Here is an 18,193-nt window from a genome sequence, read left to right as displayed (position 1 = left end):
ACGGCCAGACCGTGTGCGTGTCCACCCCACGACCCGTCCGCTGAGGTCGCGTGCCCGTCCGCTGAGGTCGCGTGCCCGTTCGCTGAGGTCGCGCCTGCCCGTTCGCTGAGGTCGCGCCCACCCGTTCGCTGAGGTCGCACCCGACGGCGGAGCCGTCCGGGCGAGTCTCGAAGCCGACGCCGTAGGCGTCGATCCCTTGACCCCCTGCGCTGAAGGTGCGGGGAGCCGTGATCCGACGCTCGGGCGGCCGTGGTTGCCGGGTGTTCTGTTCGGCCCACAGTGCCGCTGGGTTCGGGTGGATCGAGGCCGCCCGACCGTCGGCCCCCCGTCTCCCCCCACTGGTTTCGGCGGTGGCGTGGCCGGGTCCGGGGGCGTGCCGGTGGGGCGGCCCTGGCACGGGTTCGTCTAGGCGGGACGCCAGCCAGGCGACCCTCGGGTTGGGCATCACTGCGCGCAGCCGCCCCACCGTCCCACCCCCTCGGAGGACCCCACCGATCGCCGGGTTGGAGCCCGCCCCGTCGCTGAGGTCGCGCCCGGTGCGAAAGCACCCGGGCGAGTCTCGAAGCCGACGCCGTAGGCGTCGATCCCCCGAGCGCAGCACGGATAGCAGCCTTACTCGGGCTTCGGGGCGGTTGAGGGCGTTGATGGCGGAGTTCGACGGCGTGTCGTGCTGGTGGGGGCGGTCCGTTCGCTGAGGTCGCGCCTGCACCGTTCGCTGAGGTCGCGCCCGACGGCGGAGCCGTCCGGGCGAGTCTCGAAGCCGACGCCGCAGGCGTCGATACGTGACCGAACCGCCGATCAGAAATTGTCAGTGGCCCCCGCAATAATAGGTCACATGAGCGACTTGCGGGATCTCGGGCAGCGGCACCTCGCCGCGCTCTGGGACGCCGCGCGCTCCCTCGACAAGGATCCGGGTGCCGCGGCAGAGCGTCTCGCCACACTGGTCACCGCGGTCACCGAGGCCGAAGCCCAACTCGCCGGTCTACGCCTCCATCTCCTGCATGAGGCGAAGCTCGCCGCGGCGGAGGCCGTGATCGACGGGGTGCGGCAGTCGGTGCGCACCACCCCCGCGCAGGCCACCGCATCGTTGCGGCTCGCGCAGGATCTGTGTGTCAGGTTCCCGCTGATCGGCGCCGCGCTCAACGACGGCTCGATCTCATTGGCGCAGGCCGACGCCATCGTCGCCGGCTTGCGGAAGCTCCCCGCCCGGCTGACCCGGGCGGAACTGACGCGCTGCGAGGAGGAGATCCTCGCCCACGTCAACACCCTGGGCCCCTCAGAACTGCGGGTCCTCGCCGCCCGGCTGGTGGAGATCATCGACCCCGACGCATCGGACGCGGATGACGCGAAGCGCTTGGCGCGCGAGGAAGTGGCAGCGCATCGGGGCAGGTTCCTGCGGCTGGCGCCGGACTATCACGGCTCGATGCGCATCACCGGACAACTCCCCGTTGCGGACGCGGCACTCCTCAGCGCGCAGTTGGATGCGTTGCTGCCGGACGCGTCCACCTACACCGCCGCCGGTGAGGCCGCGTCTCGCGACGCGCGCCGGGCGGATGCGCTGGTCCTGCTGACCCAGAAAGCCGCCAACACCGGAACGCTGCCCAGGCATGGTGGGGATCGGCCGCAGGTGCACGTCACTCTCGACCTCGACACCCTCAAGCAGGGCCTCGGGAAGGCCTGCCTGATCGGTGCCGACGACGTCGACGGCCTGAGCGCCGGCGAAGTGCGCCGCCTCGCGTGCGACGCGGGGATCATCCCCGTCGTCCTCGGCGGACCATCCCGGCTGCTGGACGTGGGCCGCACCTACCGCACGTTCACCCCCGGCCTGCGGGCCGCGCTGGTGCAACGGGACGGGGGCTGCGCGTTCCCCGGCTGTGCGGCGACCCCGGCGTGTTGCGAGGCGCATCACATCGTGCCCTGGTGGCAGGGCGGTGAGACCCGGCTAGGAAACGGCGTCTTGCTCTGCCCCCACCACCACCGCCTCGTGGAACCCGACCCACTCCAATCCGAAACCTCCCAATGGCAGGTGCATCTGGATCCGGTGACCGGGCTGCCGTGGTTCACCCCACCCCGGCATATCGATCCCGCCAGACGCCCGCGGCAACACCGCCGCTTACGACTCCAACAGATCCGCGCCGGGGCACCACCGGGCGCCGACGACGACCGGCCAGACACCGGCCCAGCGGAAGTCGACCCGCCAGACATGGAGTTGTCCGACGCTGGCCGGCCGGATCTGGACGACCTCATGCGCCGCTCCGCCGCCATCTGGGGCGACGGCACCTGACCTGCGCCGAGGGGGATCGACGCCTGCGGCGTCGGCTTCGAGACTCGCCGCGGTGCCACGCACCGGGCGCGACCTCAGCGAACGGGGTCGGGGGATCGACGCCTGCGGCGTCGGCTTCGAGACTCGCCCGGACGGCTCCGCCGTCGGCCGCGACCTCAGCGAACGAGGCAGGCTCGACCGCAGCGAACGGGGGTCGCGACCTCAGCGTCGGTGGGGATTCCCGCGAGGGGGCGGGACGGTGGGGCGGCTGCGCGCAGTGATGCCCAACCCGAGGATCACCCAACTGGCGTCCCGCCTGGACCAACCCGTGCCAGGGCCGCGCCACCGGCACGCCCCCGAACCCGCCCACGCCACAGCAGAACCAGTGGGGGGAGACGGGAACCGACGCTCGGGCGGCCTCGATCCACCTGCCCTCAGCGGCACTGTCAGCCGAACACAACACCCGGCCACGAGGGCCGCCCGGGCGTCGGGTCGCGGCTCCCCGCACCTTCAGCGGATGGGGTTAGGGGATCGACGCCTGCGGCGTCGGCTTCGAGACTCGCCCGGACGGCTCCGCCGTCGGGCGCGACCTCAGCGAACGGGAAGGCGTCGGCTTCGAGACTCGCCCGGGTGCTGCGCACCGGGCGCGACCTCAGCCAACGAGACTGGCGCGACCTCCAGCCAACGAGACTGGCGCGACCTCAGCGAACGGGGCGCCGCGACCTCAGCGAACGGGGCGCCGCGACCTCAGCGAACCGCTTCTGCCCGGCAGGCTCACGGAACCGGCCGGACGAGGTGGCCCTCGAGTCGGGTTCGCGTGACGTCGTCGAGCGGCGTCTTCCTGCCGTCGAGATCGGCACACACCAACACCGTGCGCCCGCGCACGGCCACGGCGCCACTGACCGGGTCGATGATCTCCGTCGCCAGGGTGATCGACGACGACCCGATCGCCACCGGCGCGACCAGCACCTCGTAGGGGTCCATGCGGTGGTCCATCTGAGCCAGGTAGTCGACGTCCTGCCGCGCAACGAGCCACAGGTGGCGACTCTCCCGCGACCCCGCCCGCGCCATCGTCGGATCCCACTTCGTGGTGGCCGTGATGCGGGCCTGCTGCACGTAGTCGAACACCTTGGCGTTGTTCACGTGCCCGTAGGCGTCGAGGTCCGTCCACCGCACGGGCAGCGGGACCCTGGTCCCCCGCCCGTCGAGGGCCGGCACGGCGACCTCCCGCAGCGGCTCGGCCGTCATGCGGTGACCGGCCAGGAACCCCCGATAGGCCGGGAGCAGCCGGGTCGGCGACTGCGCGTCGAAGTCGAACGGGCACAGCAGGGTGCGGGCGCGCACCGCCGGCTCCCCCGCCTGCCGGATCTCGTAGGCGAGCAAGATCCGGGCCGCGCCCAGCTCCGCGACTCCGAGCGTGACGTGGACGCCGTCGTCCGAGTAGTCGATCGCGCGCTGGTACTCCACCTGGTGCGACACGACGACGACTCCGCTGTCCAGCAGGTCCGACGCCGGCCCGCTGCGCAGGAACGCGACGCGGGCTTCCTGCAGGTAGTCGACGATGACGGCGTTGTTGACGTGCCCCTGCGCGTCGAGGTCCGACCAGCGCAGGGGGCAGACGACGTCGAACACTCAGTCTCCCTGCGGGTACAGTGAGTTCACCAGATCCGCGTACTTCTCGGTGACGATCGAGCGCCGGATCTTCATGTTGGGCGTGACGCCGGAGTTGTCGACGGTGAGTTCGTGATCGAGGATCGCGAACTGCTTGACGGTCTCCCAGCGCTCGAGCTTGCCGTTGACGCGCTGCATCCAGCGCTCGATCGACGCCCGGATCTCGGGGCGCTGCGACAGTTCGGCGTAGCTGAGGTTCCCGAGATCGTGTTTGTCGGCCCACTTCTGCAGGAGGACCGGGTCGAGGACCACCAGCGCGGAGACGTACTTGCGGCCCTCGCCGATCGCGATCGACTGTGCCACGTACGGAATGTTGGCCTGGATGGCGCTCTCGACCTTCTGCGGGGCGACGAACTTGCCGCCGGAGGTCTTGAACAGGTCCTTCTTCCGGTCGGTGATGCGCAGGTGCCCCGACGGGAGGATCTCGGCGATGTCGCCCGTGTGGTACCAGCCGTCGGAGTCGATGGCCTCGGCCGTCTCGTCTGGCAGGTTGTGGTAGCCGGGGGTGATGATCGGGCCGCGCAGGAGCAGTTCGCCGTCGTCGGCCAGCTTCGCCTCGATGCCGGGGAGGATCGGGCCGATGGTCCCGAAGTGGGGGTCCCGCGGGAGGTCGACGCCGGCGATCGCGCTGGTCTCGGTGGCCCCGTAGCCCTCCACGATCAGGATCCCGGCCCCGTAGAACCACTGCTGGACCTGCGGCGAGAGCTTCGCCGCCCCCGAGATCATGAACTTGATGTTGCCGCCCAGCTTCTCCTTGAGCTTGGAGAAGACGAGCTTGTCCGCGATCTTGTACTGGACCGCCAGCGCGCCGGTGAGCGGGCGACCGGCGAGGCGGTCGTCGATCGACTTGTAGCCCACCGAGAACGCCCAGCGGGCGATCTTGCCCTTCAGGCCGGTGGAGCCGGTCATGACGGCGGCGCGCACCTTCTCGAAGATCCGCGGCGCCCCGCACATGAACGACGGCTTCACCACGCCGAGGTTCTCGACGATCTTGTCGATGCGGCCGTCGACGGCTGACGCGAAGCCGTAGTCGAGCTGGACCGCGATGAGCGCCTTGCCGAACACGTGACTGAGCGGCAGCCAGAGGTACTGCAGCTCGTCGGGACCGATGATGTCGAGGTACTTGGTGGCGGCGCCCTCGTACACCCAGGAGATGTGGTTGAGCCGCACGCCCTTGGGGCGCCCGGTCGTGCCCGAGGTGTAGATCAGCGTCGACAGTGAGTCCCGCGACGTCCGCGCGATGGCCTTGTCGACGGCGTCCGGATGCTCTTCCAGGTAGCGTTCGCCGGCGTCCTTGAGGTGCTGGAACGAGATGATCCGGTCGTCGAGGGTGAGGCCCGTGGTGTCGAACACGACGATGGTGTGGATCTGGTCGTCGAATTCGGGAGTGTCGGTGATCTTCGCCACCTGCTGCGCGTCCTCGGCGACGAAGATCACGGAGCCGGAGTCCTTGACGATGAAGTGCAGGTCACCGGCCTGCGTGTTGGGGTAGACGGTCGTCGTCGCGCCGGCGGCCAGCGCGATGGCGAGGTCGGTGAGGATCCACTCGATGCGGGTGTTGGAGCAGATCGCCACGCGCTGCTCGTCGGTCAGGCCGCGCGCCAGCAGCCCGGCCGCCAGCCGGTCGACGACGTCGCCCGTCTCGCGCCAGGTCATCTTCGCCCAGGCGGTGGGGCCGTCGGCGGACGCCTCCGGGTACATGAAGGCCAACTTGTCCGGCGTCGCCTCGACGCGCCGCCTGAACATGTGACCGACGTTGTCAGCCGCCTTTTCCAGGATCTCTTCCCTAATGCCCACAGTGCGGGTCCCTTCTCGACGTTTGGCCCAGCCTATCCGCGTCCACGCCTCCGAGGGTAGGGATCGCACGCGGACACCCACCGAAATACTTGAATGGTAAACAATCTGCTAGACTGGCGACATGTCCGAACCAGTGCACGGCTGGCTCACCGAGAGCCAACAGCGCGTCTGGCGCAGCTACCTGCTGGCCAAGACGCATATCGACGAGTACCTCGACGAGGCGCTCAACCAGTTCGGCCTGAGCCTGGCGGAGTACGAGCTACTCGTGCGGCTCTCCGAGTCGCCCGACCACACCATCCGCATGGGCGAGTTGGCGGCCTCCGTCGGCCACTCCCGCTCCCGCCTGACGCACACTATCAAGCGCATGGAGCAGGCGGGCTACGTGACCCGTGTGTCGTGCGCGTCCGATGGTCGCGGCGTCCAGGCGGTGATGACGGAGTCGGGATACGAACTGCTGAAGCGGGCCGCTCCCGCCCACGTGGACTCGGTGCGCCGCGTCTTCGTCGACGCCATCGCGCCCGAGGACTACGCGGCGCTTGGGCGGGCGATGGCGGCGGTGCTGGCGGTGGCAGACTAGGGCGGGTGACGACCACCACCGCGCCCCACGCACAGCTGCTCGCCCGACTCGGGGACCTCGCGGAGATCGTCGACACCTCGACACTTACCCGCGCCCTGTATTCGAGCGATGCCTCGCTCTACCGCGTCGAGCCGCAGGCCGTGGCCTACCCGCGGACCACCGACGAGCTCGTCACCCTGGTGCGTGCCGCCCTCGACACCGGCACCCCCATCACCGCCCGCGGCGCCGGCACGTCCTGCGCCGGTAACGCCGTCGGCCCCGGCCTGGTCATCGACGTCGCCCGGCACCTCCACCACATCCACGCGATCGACGGCGTCGCCCGCACGGCCGTCATCGACCCGGGTGTCGTGCAGGAGCAGTTGCAGGCGGCGGCCCGCCCCCATGGGCTGCGGCTCGGGCCGGACCCGTCGACGTCGAACCGCTGCACCGTCGGCGGCATGATCGGCAACAACGCCTGCGGCCCCCGCGCCCTGGGCTATGGCCGGATGGCCGACAACGTCGTGTCGCTCGACGTCATCACCGGCACCGGCGAGCTCATGACCCTCGGCGTCGACGACCATCCAGAGCTGCGATCCCTGGTCGCGGCCAACCTTGGGGTCATCCGCACGGAGTTCGGCCGCTTCACTCGACAGGTGTCCGGTTACTCGCTGGAGCACCTGCTGCCCGAACAGCGTTTCGACCTGCCGAAGTTCTTCGCCGGCACCGAGGGGACGCTCGGCGTCATCCTGCGGGCCACGGTCCGGCTGGTAGCCGACGCCCCCCAGCGCACGATGGTCGCGCTCGGCTACCCGACGATGGCCGACGCCGGTGACGACATCGCCAACCTGCTCCAGTTCCGGCCCACCGCCTGCGAGGGGCTCGACCGACGCATCGTCGACGTCGTGACGGCGAAGTTCGGCGCCGCGTCCGTTCCCACCCTCCCCGCGGGCGACGGCTGGATGTTCCTCGAGGTCGTGGGCGACGACGCCGCCGAGGTCCGCGGCCGGGCCGACGCGCTGGTCGCGGCGGCACGCGCCACCGAGGGCTGGGTCGTCGACGACACCGCGCGCGCGGCCCAGCTGTGGAAGATCCGCGCCGACGGCGCCGGCCTGGCGGGCGTCAGCCTCGACAAGCCCGCGTACGGCGGCTGGGAAGACGCGGCGGTGCCGCCCGAGCACCTCGGCTCCTACCTGCGCGCCTTCGACGACCTGCTGGAGCGCTACGGGCTGCACGGCCTGCCCTACGGACACTTCGGCGACGGCTGCGTCCACTGCCGCATCGACTTCCCCCTCGACGAGCCCGACGGCGCGGCGCGCTACAAGGCGTTCGTCGAAGACGCGGCCCGGCTCGTCGCCGGCTTCGGGGGGTCCATGTCCGGCGAGCACGGCGACGGCCGGGCGCGCTCGGCGCTGCTCCCCCACATGTACTCTCAGGCCGCGCTGGACCTCTTCGCCAGCGTCAAGCACCTCTTCGACCCGCGCAACCTCCTCAACCCCGGCGTGCTCGTCGACCCGGCCCCGGTCGAGCAGGACCTCAGGATGATCGCGGCGAGCCGCTCCCCGCTGAACCTCACCGATCCCGAGTTCGTGGAGGCCGTCCACCAGTGCAGTGGCGTGGGCAAGTGCCTCGCGAACACCACGTCCGCCGGCGGCGTGATGTGCCCGAGCTTCCAGGCCACCCGCGAGGAGAAGGACTCGACGCGCGGCCGGGCCCGCGCACTGCAGGAGATGGTCAACGGCTCCCTGATCTCGGAAGGCTGGCGCTCCCCGGAGGTGCACGCGGCGCTCGACCTGTGCCTGTCATGCAAAGGCTGCGCCCGCGACTGCCCCACCGGCATCGACATGGCCGCCTACAAGGCACGCGTCACGCACGAGCGCTACAAGGGCCGCCTCCGGCCCCGCAACCACTACGCCCTGGGATGGCTGCCGCGCTGGGGCCGGCTCATCACCGCGGTCCCCGGCCTCGGATCGCTCATCAACGTCATCGGCTCCGCGCCGGTCCTGGGCCGGCTGCTGCGGTGGGGCGCTGGCGTCGACGCCCGGCGGCAGATCCCGCGCTTCGCGAACCGCAGCGCCCGAGCCCGCTTCCGTGCGGCAGACCTCCCTGGCTCCGGCGCGAAGGGCCGCGTGCTGATCTGGGTCGACTCGTTCTCCGACTGCTTCGAGTCCACCTCCTTCGCCGCCATGGTCCAGGTGCTCGTCCGGCTGGGCTACGACCCGGAGGTGCTGAGCGACGACGCCTGCTGCGGCCTCACCTGGATCTCCACGGGACAGCTCGACGGCGCCCGCCGCCAGCTGACCGGGGCGGCGGCCGTGCTGGCGCCCTACGTGCGCGACGGGATCCCGATCGTCGGGGTGGAGCCCTCCTGCACCGCGGTGTGGCGCAGTGACGCCCCCGAGCTCCTGCCCGACGACGCCAACGTCCGAGCTCTCGACGGCGCCGTCCTCACCCTGGCCGAGTTCCTGTCCAAGGACCCAGACTTCGTGGCACCGGACCTCACCGGCCACACGATCGTGGCTCAGCCGCACTGCCACCATGCGTCCGTGATCGGCTGGGCGAAGGACCGGGCGATCCTGGAGTCGACCGGCGCGACGCTCGTCGCCGTCGGCGGCTGCTGCGGGCTGGCCGGCAACTTCGGGGTCGAACGCGGGCATCACGACGTGAGCGTGGCGGTGTTCGAGCACGACCTGGGGCCCGCCGTCGCGGCGCATCCGGACGCCATCGTGCTGGCCGACGGCTTCAGCTGCCAGACGCAGCTGACGTCGCTGGCGGGTCGTGCGTCGATGTCGCTGGCGGAGTTGCTCGCCACCCACTGACCGCCGGCGTGACGTATCTCACACCAGTCGCGTCACGAGCCCCGAAATGGGGGGCGTTCGACCGGCTGCTGTGAGTTGTGTCACGGGGTTATCCACAACTGCTCGGTACCCCTCGTCCGCGACCCACTGTCGAGCGTGCAATGTCCCCATGGACGAGCGTCTCAGTCACCTCCTCGCCACGGTGGGGGCCATCCATGCCGGCACTCACCGCGAGCTCCGAGAGCGCATTCGCCGGGCCGTCGCGCGTGGAGAGCTGATGCGCCTGCTCCCCGGCGTCTACGGGGCGGATGACTCGTTCCTGTCGCGGGTCGCCGCGCTGCGGCTCTGGGACCCCGACGCGGTACTCACCGGCGCCACGGCCGCCCGGGTGACGTGGTGGCCGGAGTTCCGCGATGATTCCGTCAGCGCTTCCACCCGCCGCCAGATGGCGACATATCCGGGCTATGACGTGCACAGGTGGGAGATCCCGGCCGATCTCATCCTCGAGGTGGAGGGGCACCGGGTGGTGTACCCGTCCTTGAGCGTTCTCCAGCTCATCCCCCGGCTTGGGCCTACGTGCATCGACGAGGCGCTGCGCCGGCGCGCCACGTCGATCGCGGCGCTCCACGACGCGCTGCGATCAACGCCAGGCCGACCCGGCAACCCGGAGTGCCTGCGGCACCTGCGAATCTCCCGGGACGAGCCGTGGTCGCACCTGGAGCGCCAGGCTCACCAGATCCTCCGCCGCGCCGGGTTCACCGGGTGGCGCGCCAACCACCGCCTGACGCTGCCGTCGGGAGTCGTCTACCTGGACATCGCCTTCCTCCGGTGGCGGGTCGCCGTCGAGGTGGACGGCTTCAGCTACCACTCCGACCCCGCCACCTTCCACTCCGACCGGCGGCGGGACGTCGAACTGCAGTTGGCGGGCTGGCGGGTGTTGCGCTTCACGGCCGAGACACTGCCGGGCATGCCCGAGGCGCTGCGCCGCATCCTGCGCGAGGCCGAGCGGCGCGGGGCGTGACGAACCTCACAGCAGTCGCGTCTCTTGGCCCCGAATCGGGGCGATTCGTCCGGCTGCTGTGAGTTGTGTCACGCCACCGGAAAACGCGTGTGGCGCGCATGCAACCGCACGGCGCCATGCGGGCGTATGAAGGGTGTCAGAACACCACCCGAGCAGCAAAGGACACCGCAGTGGACGAGGCACAGTTCGACCGGTTCTACGCGAACTCGTTCACCCGACTCGTCGGCCAGGTCTACGCGATGTGCGGCAACCTCACCGAGGCGCAGGACTGCGTCCGGGAGGCGTTCATCCGGGCCTGGGACCGTCGGAAGAAACTCGACATCACCCAAAGCCCGGAGGCGTGGGTCCGCACGACGGCCTACCGGCTCGCGGTGAGCCGCTGGCGTCGGGCCACGCGGGCGCTGCGCCCGCCCGATCGCGCGCTCCAACCGATGCCGACCCCCGAGGAACCGGGTATCGAGCGCGTCGCGCTCGCCCGAGCCCTCGCCCAACTCCCCGAACCACAACGGCGGGCCATCGTGCTCTACCACCTGTGCGACCTGTCCGTCGGCGAGATCGCCGACGAGGTCGGCTCCCCCGCCGGAACCGTCAAGGCTCGCCTCGCCCGAGGCCGCCACGCCCTCGCCCGTCTCCTCTCCACCGATATGGAGGCCCGTCATGCCTGAGCCGATCCGCCCCCTCGATGATCTGGCCGCCGAAGCCAAGGAGGTCCCCATGCTCCCCGCCCACGAGATCCGTCGCCGCGGCGATCGCCGCCGCACCGTCCGCCGGGTCGCCACCGGCTTTGCCGCCGCGGCGATCGCCGCCGTCGTCGGCACAGGCGTGTGGGCCGTCGCGCCCTACATGGACGGGCTCCGCGGTCCTCAATGGGCCAACACCGCGGTCCCCTCCCCGGCGCCGACCACCGAGACCGACAGCCCTTCCCCCGAGCCGAGCGTGGAGCCCACACCCAGCACCGCGCCCCAGCCGACGGTGGCCCCCGTGGACCCGCCGACCTGGGCCAACGTGCCGACCGTCGAGCAGATGTACCCGTACGGCTCCTCCCCCCTGCTGGGGGTGCTGTCCGAGAGCGACGCGATGGGCGAGTCCGCCAAGGGCCTCTGCGACCGCGGCGAATGGGGCAGCCCAACTACCACCCTGGTCCGCTCGTTCGGGATCGAAGGAGAGCTGCCCACCTACGCGATCGTGCTCGGCTACGCCGACGAGGCCGCCGCCTCCGACGGCTACGACCAGATCCACACCTCCGCCGTCGAGTGCGAAGCCACCATGACGGCGGCCGGGTGGGACCGGGTGAGCATCGCGGAGGACACCCGGCTGCCGTTCGACGCATCGACCGTCGACGCCTCCCCCGCCCGCGCGTCCTACTTCTTCGGGATGGCGGTCAAGGAGGGCGAGGACATCGGGGTCTTCAACGACACCCTGGTCATGCAGGCCGGGGAGCGCGTCGTGTGGCTGGTCTCGACGTTCGAGGGCATGGACAACAACTGCTCCGTGCTCCCCGGCGACGATGCCATGCAGTGCCCGTTCGCGCTGTCGATGCCGGAGATCCTGGAGCTGCTCGTCGACTAGTGGCAGGACGCGCCGAGGGCCGCTCTCCCCAGACGGGAGGGCGGCCCTCGGCGTTGCTGTCGGCGGGCGCGTCAGCGGGTCAGGCGGCGGTGCTTCGACCGGTGCGGCCTGGCCGCCTCCGGACCGAGGCGCTCCACCTTGTTGACCTCGTAGTCCGCGTAGTTGCCCTCGAACCAGAACCACTGCGGAACCCCGTCCTCATCCTCGCCCTCCCAGGCGAGCATGTGGGTGGCGACGCGGTCCAGAAACCACCGGTCGTGGGAGATCACGACGGCGCAGCCGGGGAAGTCGAGCAGCGCGTCCTCAAGGCTCGAGAGGGTCTCGACGTCGAGGTCGTTGGTGGGCTCGTCGAGCAGCAGGACGTTGCCGCCCTGCTTGAGCGTGAGCGCCAGGTTCAGGCGGTTGCGCTCGCCGCCCGACAGAACGCCGGCCTTCTTCTGCTGATCCGGACCCTTGAACCCGAACGACGCGACGTACGCGCGCGAGGGCATCTCGAAGCTGCCGACCTTGATGTAGTCGAGGCCGTCGGAGACGACCTGCCACACGTTGGCCTCCGGATCGATCCCGGAGCGGTTCTGGTCGACGTAGCTGAAGGAGACGGTGTCGCCGATCCGCACGGAGCCGGAGTCGGGCTCCTCCTGGCCGGTGATGGTCTTGAACAGCGTCGTCTTGCCGACGCCGTTGGGGCCGATGATGCCGACGATGCCCGCCCGGGGAAGCGTGAACGACAGCTCCTTGATGAGCACGCGGTCCCCGAAGCCCTTGGTGAGCTTGTTGACCTCGAGCACCACGCTGCCGAGGCGCGGCCCGGCCGGGATGTTGATCTCGGCGGTGTCGATCTTGCGGTTGCGCTCGGCCTCGGCCGCCAGCTCTTCGTAGCGCTGGAGACGCGCCTTGTTCTTCGCCTGGCGTGCCTTGGGCGACGAGCGCACCCACTCGAGTTCCTTCTCGAGGATCTTGGCGCGCTTGGCGTCCTTCTTGCCCTCGATCTGGAGGCGGGCACGCTTGGTCTCGAGGTAGGTCGAGTAGTTGCCCTCGTAGGGGTGCAGCTTGCCGCGGTCGACCTCGCAGATCCACTGGGCGACGTTGTCGAGGAAGTACCGGTCGTGCGTGACGGCGAGCACTGCGCCGGGGTAGCTCTTGAGGTGGCCCTCGAGCCAGTTGACGCTCTCCGCGTCGAGGTGGTTGGTGGGCTCGTCGAGCAGCAGCAGATCGGGCTGCTGCAGCAGCAGCTTCGTCAGCGCCACGCGGCGCCGCTCGCCGCCGGACAGCACGTCCACCACGGCGTCGGCCGGCGGGCACTGGAGGGCGTCCATGGCCTGCTCGAGGCGCGCGTCGATGTCCCACGCCTCGTGGGCGTCCAGGAAGGTCTGCAGGTCCCCCATCTCGGCCATCAGCGCGTCGAAGTCGGCGTCCGGCTCGGCCATCTCCATGCCGATGGCCTCGAAGCGGGCCATCTTCGCCTTGATCTCGGCGACGGCCTCCTCGACGTTCTCCTGCACCGTCTTGCCCTCGGTCAGCGGCGGCTCCTGCAACAGGATCCCGACGCTGGCGCCCTTGGCGAGCGCGGCGTCGCCGTTGTTGGGCCGATCGAGCCCGGCCATGAGCTTGAGCAGGGTGGACTTACCCGCGCCGTTGGGCCCGACGACGCCGATCTTGGCGCCCGGGTAGAACGAGAGGGTGACGTTGTCGAGAATGACCTTGTCTCCCACCGCCTTGCGCACGTTGTGCATGGTGTAGATGAACTCAGCCAAGGTGAGGCTCCCTTTCAGCGTGGACCGCGTGCCAGTATGCCAGCTATCCCGCGTGGGCCCCGAGTCGTGGGCCGGCGGTCAGCGCAGGCGGTCGAGCGCGGCACGTGCCGCGTCGTGCCGGGCGACCTCCGCGCGGGCCGGGGCGAGCACGCGTTCCTCCGCCACCTCGGCGACGGCGTACTCCAGCCGCTTACGCGCCCGCCGGGCGGCGGCGCCGGCCGCGGCAGAGATCACCAGCCGCGACAGACCCGACACGAGCAGCCCCGCGACCACGCCGCCCGCCACGAGGAGGGTCGGCACCGGGACCCGCAGCCCGTCCTCCGGGCCGAGCGGGAACATCGGGAGCACACCCAGGCCGAAGTAGCCGAGGACGGCGTTGAGGGTGAGCCAGCCCAGGCCGACCACGACGACGGCGATGAGCAGCCACTGGATCACCCGCACCAGAGTCCACCACGCCGGCGACCGCTCGGCGGGGAGCTCCGTCTCGACGATGGCGCGGTCCAGGCGGTCGCCGAGCGTCGGCTCGGCCTCGCGCACCCCGGCCGCGACGGCGTCGCGCCAGGGTCCGGGGAGGTCCTCGCCGAGTTCGGCGGTCACGGCCCGCAGGGCGCTCGACAGCTGCGAGTGCGCCGCGGCCGATCGGGCCGGGAGCGAGCTGTGTCTGAGGCCCGGGGACTCGAGTTCGGGTCGGCGGCCCAGCCCGAGGCGCTGCAGGGGGTCCGGGCGCAGCTTCGCCAGCCAGGACACCACCGGCCATCCGGTGGCCAGCGTTCCGCGGTGACGCACGGAGTCGCGGACGGCGTCGACGACCACGGGGACCCCGGCGGCGCCGGCGAGCCTGCGCGTGAGGTCGTCGACGACCCGACGGTCGGCCCCCGATCCGCGGGCGGGGCCGACGTGCCGGTCCAGTTCGGCCGCGAGGACCGTGACGTCGGCCGCCAGCCGGGCGGAGGCGGCGCGCTTCCCGGCGGCGAGCCGGCTGAGGTGCCGGCGCAGGTCGGCCACCCCCTCCCCCGTCACGGCGCTGGTCGCCAGCAGCGGCACGCCCGTGAGCCCGTCGTCGTCGAGGAGGCGCCGGATGTGCGCGAGGCACTGGGACAGTTCCACGGCGGTGAGCCGGTCGGCCTGGTTGAGCACGACGGTGATCACCTCGCGATGCTCGGCGAGGGGCCGCAGGTAGCGCTGGTGGAGGGCGGCGTCGGCGTACTTCTGCGGGTCGAGCACCCACACGAACTGGTCGACGACCCGCACCAGGCGGTCCACCTCCTCGCGGTGCGCTGTCGCGGTGGAGTCGTGGTCCGGCAGGTCGAGCAGGACGAGGTCGGTCATGTCCGGTTCGGGCGGGGCGACCTCGTGGCGCCGCGGGACCCCGAGGAAGTCCAGCAGGTCGGCGTTGGTCGCGGTGAAGCTGGCGGCCAGCGTCGTCGCGGTCGTCGGCCGTCGCGGCCCCTGCTCGGCGAGGCGGGTGCCGGTCAGCGCGTTGAACAGCGACGACTTGCCCGATCCGGTCGCACCGGCGAGCGCCACCACGGTCTGCGGACCGACCGCCAGGCGCCGGTTCGACCTGGCCAGGACGTCGTCGACCTTCCCGGCCAGCGCGTCCGGAATGCGTCCCGCGACGAGGTCGGCGGCAGCGCGCAGGCGTTCGAGCCGCTCCAGGACACCCACCATGTCAGTCCATCCCCACGGGCTTGGTCAGGTCATCGAAGGCGTCGCGGGCGGCGGAGCGCAGGGCCACCCGGGAGGCCTCGATCCGGGCCGGGGCCTCGTCGTCGACGGCGAGGGCGCCGAGCACGTCGGTGAACCGGGACAACTCCGCGGCCAGCACGCCGTCGACGCGGGCGGACAGTTCTGCGCGGGCCTGCTGCGCGAGCCTCCGGACCGCGTCCTCGCCGAAGACGGCCTCGAGCAGGCGCTGGGCCAGCACTGATGCGCCGGCCGCGATCCCCACCTCCGCGCCGATGAGCCCGCCCGTGAGCGAGAACGCGTAGATCATGAGCGCGGCGCCCACGGCGTTGGTGCCGAGCGCGAGGAACCGGGCGCGCATCCGCTTGCCCCGGCCCTGCTCCTCGACCAGGCGCAGGACGTCGCTCTGCCACGCGCGGATGGCGTCCTCCGCGGCCTGCTCGAAGCCGGGCGACGGGACGGCCAGGCCGGGTTCGGCGGCGAGGATGTCGCGCCCCCACCGCGTGTGCGACCACGCGGCGGCCGTTCCCTCGGCCGCCCGCTCGCCCGCGTCCCGCAGCACGGCCGCGAGCCCGTCGGAGATGGCGACCTCCACGGCCTCGATGCGCTGGTCGCCGGTGAACCACCCCGAGATGCGGTCGCGGAGCGCGCTGATCCGCTGCTCCACCGAGCGCATGAACTCACCGGTGCCGACGAGGTCCTGCCACCGGGCGAGGATCTCGCCGCGTAGCAGGGTGCCGTCGCCCGTGGCGCGGTCCACCGCGTCGGCGGCCTCGCGGTGGGCGCGCGCGGCGTCGTCGTGGAGCTCGGACAGGGCCTCCTGCTGGCGCCGCATGCCGTCGGCCAGCTCCTGGAGTTCCCCGTCGAGGCTGCGGACGGTGCCGGCGAGAGTCTGTACCGCGACCTGCGAGCGTGCCTCGGTCTGCGACGCCAACGCGACCAGCCACTGCCGGATCCCGGCGACGTCCCCCAGGGGGAGCAGCCCGTCGTCGGGCAGGGCCCGCTCCACGATGGCGAACAGCTTGGCGGCCGCGAGGCCCCGCTCGGCCAGCATCTGCGCGAGGTGACCGGCCACCTCGTCGACGGCTCCGGGAGGGCAGCGGTTGATGACGACGCTGACGACGGTGTTGCGCTCCGCGGCGGTGGCCAGGTAGTCCCACGGCACGGCGTCGGCATAGCGGGCGGCGGACGTCACGAACAGCCACAGGTCGGCGGCGAGGAGCAGCTGCCGGGCGAGCGTCCGGTTGGCGTCGTCGACGGAGTCGATGTCGGGCGCGTCGAGGACGGCGAGGCCAGGCGGCAGGTCTGGGAAGGTGACGATGTGCAGGGCGCGGGAGTCGTGCAGTTGCGTGTCGGTCCGCACCAGCCCGGGCAGGACGTTGTCGCTGCGGAACCACTCCTCGTCGTCGGGGTGGCAGACGAGGACCGGCGACTTCGTCGTGGGCCGCAGCACCCCGGGCCTCGTGACCTGGGCGCGCAGCAGCGAGTTGACCAGCGTGGACTTGCCGGCGCCGGTCGAGCCGCCGACGACGGCGAGCAGCGGCGCGTCGAGGCGGTCGGCGCGTGGCATGAGGTGGTCGCGCAGCTGCTGACCGAGGGTGACGGTGAGGGTCCGGAGGCGATCCGCGCCGTAGAGCGGGAGCGGGAATTGGGCGGTGGTCAGCGCGTCGTCGAGCTGCCGGAACGCGGCGGCGAGGTTCTGGGCTCCGCTCATCTCGGCCAGTTCCCTCCGACGCCGGCCGGGCCGGGCGTCTGTGGCGGTGGGTAGTCGGACGTCAGTGGGCCGGGGTTCGCGCCGTCGGGCAGGGGCCGTCGGCGGAGCGGCCAACGCTCGATGAGCCGGAGGCCCTCGGTGTCGGTGAGGGCACGGCCGCGCAGCCCGTCGATGTCGTGGATGAGCTCACGGGCGCGCTCGTCGCCGGTCTGGTCGACGGTGCCGCGCGTCATGGCGTCGCGCAGGTACGCCAGCTCCGTCACGCGGCGCAGGAGTGTCGCGGTGCGCCACCACACGCGGGGGCCGCGGAACAGTGCGAACCACAGCAGCTTCACTCGGCGCAGCGGGCCGCCGAACACGACGACGTCGCGCTCGCTGAGCCACCCGGCGCGCTGGTAGTCGGTCAGGCGGGCCCGGATGAGCTGCCCGTTGCCGACGACGCTGACGATCAGGGAGATGACGATGACCCCGACCAGGCCCAGGGCGAGGTACCAGGCCCGCTGCAGCTGGTCCATCGGGTTGGTCGACGCCAGGCCGTTGAAGAGCATGTGGCCCGCGCAGGCCAGCAGGAATCCGGCCAGCGGCGCCAGGACCCGCACCAGTCGGCTGCGCGCCCCGAGCCCGATCACCAGCCCTGAGGCCGTCATGAGCGTGAAGAGCGGATGCCCGAAGGAGGTGTAGACGCCGCGCAGCAGCACCAGTTCCATCATGGTGGCGTCGGGGTCGGCGATCGAGATGTCATGCGTGGCCTGCATCCAGACGCGGGCGTAGTAGATGATGTTTTCGACGAAGGCGAAGCCGACGGCCGACAGTCCCGCCAACGCCACCATGGACAGCCGCGACACGATCCGCCCCCGCATGAGGATCACCAGCAAGACGAGGATCGTCGCCTTCGCCAGCTCCTCGATGAACGGCGCGGAGAAGACCGCCGCGCGCGACCCCGTGTCCGAGTTCGCCTCCGTGGTGGCCATCATCTCGGCCGCCCACGAGTTCACGTGCAGCGACACCCAGGTGCTGACCGCGGCGCCCCACAGGAAGGTCAGCACCCACACGACGGGCTGCTGCGCCCGGAAGCGGTCCAGCCAGATGAACAGCGCCGAGTACGCCAGCGCGGTCCACATCGCCCAGAACGCGGCCCGGCGGAACGCCTCGTCGGTGATGCCCAGCGTCTCGGTCCCGTCGGGGAACGTCTGCGGCGGGTGCAGGATCCAGTACTGAGCGATGAGGAAGTACACGGAGGCCGGAACGATGACCAGCGCGAGCCAGAACACGGGGCTGGCCACCATGCGCCGGTACCAGGGCCCGGTGCGGGCCACGGGCAGGGCGTTGAGCCGTCGTCGCCGCGTGGCCATCTCCGCTGTCGTCAT

12 protein-coding genes are annotated in these 18,193 nt (G+C 71.3%); 6 read left to right on the top strand and 6 right to left on the bottom strand.

Features of this window, described 5'->3' with window-relative positions; all coding sequences use genetic code 11:
- The first annotated feature begins 835 nt into the window (after positions 1-835).
- Positions 836-2,284 carry an HNH endonuclease signature motif containing protein gene (locus BCR15_RS04885; protein ID WP_068750955.1) on the top strand — a complete coding sequence of 483 codons (1,449 nt, stop codon included), beginning with the start codon at positions 836-838 and terminating at the stop codon, positions 2,282-2,284.
- A 753-nt stretch (positions 2,285-3,037) separates the two neighbouring features.
- Here the strand turns inward: BCR15_RS04885 and BCR15_RS04880 are convergent.
- Both BCR15_RS04880 and BCR15_RS04875 read right to left on the bottom strand, forming a co-directional pair.
- Positions 3,038-3,895, bottom strand: a complete 858-nt coding sequence (locus BCR15_RS04880) for an acyl-CoA thioesterase (protein ID WP_068750954.1) — start codon at positions 3,893-3,895, stop codon at positions 3,038-3,040.
- Entirely contained in the window at positions 3,896-5,680 is a 1,785-nt protein-coding gene (locus tag BCR15_RS04875; RefSeq protein WP_176715185.1) for an AMP-dependent synthetase/ligase, read from the bottom strand. It abuts the gene before it with no gap.
- A gap of 172 nt (positions 5,681-5,852) precedes the next feature.
- On the opposite strand from BCR15_RS04875, the gene BCR15_RS14590 reads away from it, so the two are divergent.
- The 5 genes from BCR15_RS14590 to BCR15_RS04850 all read left to right on the top strand — a co-directional run bounded on the left by BCR15_RS14590 (position 5,853) and on the right by BCR15_RS04850 (position 11,672).
- Positions 5,853-6,308 carry a MarR family winged helix-turn-helix transcriptional regulator gene (locus BCR15_RS14590; RefSeq protein ID WP_068750949.1) on the top strand — a complete coding sequence of 152 codons (456 nt, stop codon included), beginning with the start codon at positions 5,853-5,855 and terminating at the stop codon, positions 6,306-6,308.
- A gap of 5 nt (positions 6,309-6,313) precedes the next feature.
- Entirely contained in the window at positions 6,314-9,103 is a 2,790-nt protein-coding gene (locus BCR15_RS04865) for an FAD-binding and (Fe-S)-binding domain-containing protein (protein ID WP_068750947.1), read from the top strand.
- Positions 9,104-9,251: 148 nt separating this feature from the next.
- Positions 9,252-10,103: an endonuclease domain-containing protein gene (locus BCR15_RS04860; protein WP_068750945.1), complete on the top strand. Its 852-nt coding sequence runs from the start codon at positions 9,252-9,254 to the stop codon at positions 10,101-10,103.
- A gap of 170 nt (positions 10,104-10,273) precedes the next feature.
- Positions 10,274-10,768: a SigE family RNA polymerase sigma factor gene (locus BCR15_RS04855; protein ID WP_197971691.1), complete on the top strand. Its 495-nt coding sequence runs from the start codon at positions 10,274-10,276 to the stop codon at positions 10,766-10,768.
- Complete coding sequence (locus BCR15_RS04850) at positions 10,761-11,672, top strand: hypothetical protein (protein ID WP_068750943.1); 912 nt, start codon at positions 10,761-10,763, stop codon at positions 11,670-11,672. Before BCR15_RS04855 ends, BCR15_RS04850 begins: the two co-directional genes overlap by 8 nt.
- A gap of 71 nt (positions 11,673-11,743) precedes the next feature.
- Here the strand turns inward: BCR15_RS04850 and ettA are convergent, their stop codons facing one another.
- From ettA to BCR15_RS04830, 4 genes are all read right to left on the bottom strand, one after another.
- Positions 11,744-13,426, bottom strand: coding sequence for an energy-dependent translational throttle protein EttA (ettA, locus tag BCR15_RS04845; RefSeq protein ID WP_068750941.1), 1,683 nt, complete (start codon positions 13,424-13,426; stop codon positions 11,744-11,746).
- Between the two features lie 78 nt (positions 13,427-13,504).
- Entirely contained in the window at positions 13,505-15,097 is a 1,593-nt protein-coding gene (locus BCR15_RS04840; protein WP_068750939.1) for a GTPase, read from the bottom strand.
- A 1-nt stretch (position 15,098) separates the two neighbouring features.
- On the bottom strand, positions 15,099-16,826 hold the full coding sequence (locus BCR15_RS04835) for a P-loop NTPase family protein (protein WP_068750937.1): 1,728 nt from the start codon (positions 16,824-16,826) through the stop codon (positions 15,099-15,101).
- A complete protein-coding gene (locus BCR15_RS04830; protein WP_078919682.1) occupies positions 16,823-18,193 on the bottom strand; it encodes a PrsW family intramembrane metalloprotease in 1,371 nt (456 codons plus the stop codon). Before BCR15_RS04830 ends, BCR15_RS04835 begins: the two co-directional genes overlap by 4 nt.

It is taken from the genome of Tessaracoccus lapidicaptus (genome assembly GCF_001693815.1).
GTDB lineage: Bacteria > Actinomycetota > Actinomycetes > Propionibacteriales > Propionibacteriaceae > Arachnia > Arachnia lapidicapta.
The sequence above is the reverse complement of the archived record's forward strand: the minus strand, read 5'-3'. Positions and strand labels throughout refer to the sequence as shown.

Coding starts and splice junctions, on each gene's coding strand:
- BCR15_RS04885 (WP_068750955.1), top strand. CDS start 836: ATGAGCGACTTGCGGGATCTCGGGCAGCGGCACCTCGCCGCGCTCTGG.
- BCR15_RS04875 (WP_176715185.1), bottom strand. CDS start 5,680: ATGTTCAGGCGGCGCGTCGAGGCGACGCCGGACAAGTTGGCCTTCATG.
- BCR15_RS14590 (WP_068750949.1), top strand. CDS start 5,853: ATGTCCGAACCAGTGCACGGCTGGCTCACCGAGAGCCAACAGCGCGTC.
- BCR15_RS04860 (WP_068750945.1), top strand. CDS start 9,252: ATGGACGAGCGTCTCAGTCACCTCCTCGCCACGGTGGGGGCCATCCAT.
- BCR15_RS04850 (WP_068750943.1), top strand. CDS start 10,761: ATGCCTGAGCCGATCCGCCCCCTCGATGATCTGGCCGCCGAAGCCAAG.
- BCR15_RS04840 (WP_068750939.1), bottom strand. CDS start 15,097: ATGGTGGGTGTCCTGGAGCGGCTCGAACGCCTGCGCGCTGCCGCCGAC.
- BCR15_RS04835 (WP_068750937.1), bottom strand. CDS start 16,826: ATGAGCGGAGCCCAGAACCTCGCCGCCGCGTTCCGGCAGCTCGACGAC.
- BCR15_RS04830 (WP_078919682.1), bottom strand. CDS start 18,193: ATGACGACAGCGGAGATGGCCACGCGGCGACGACGGCTCAACGCCCTG.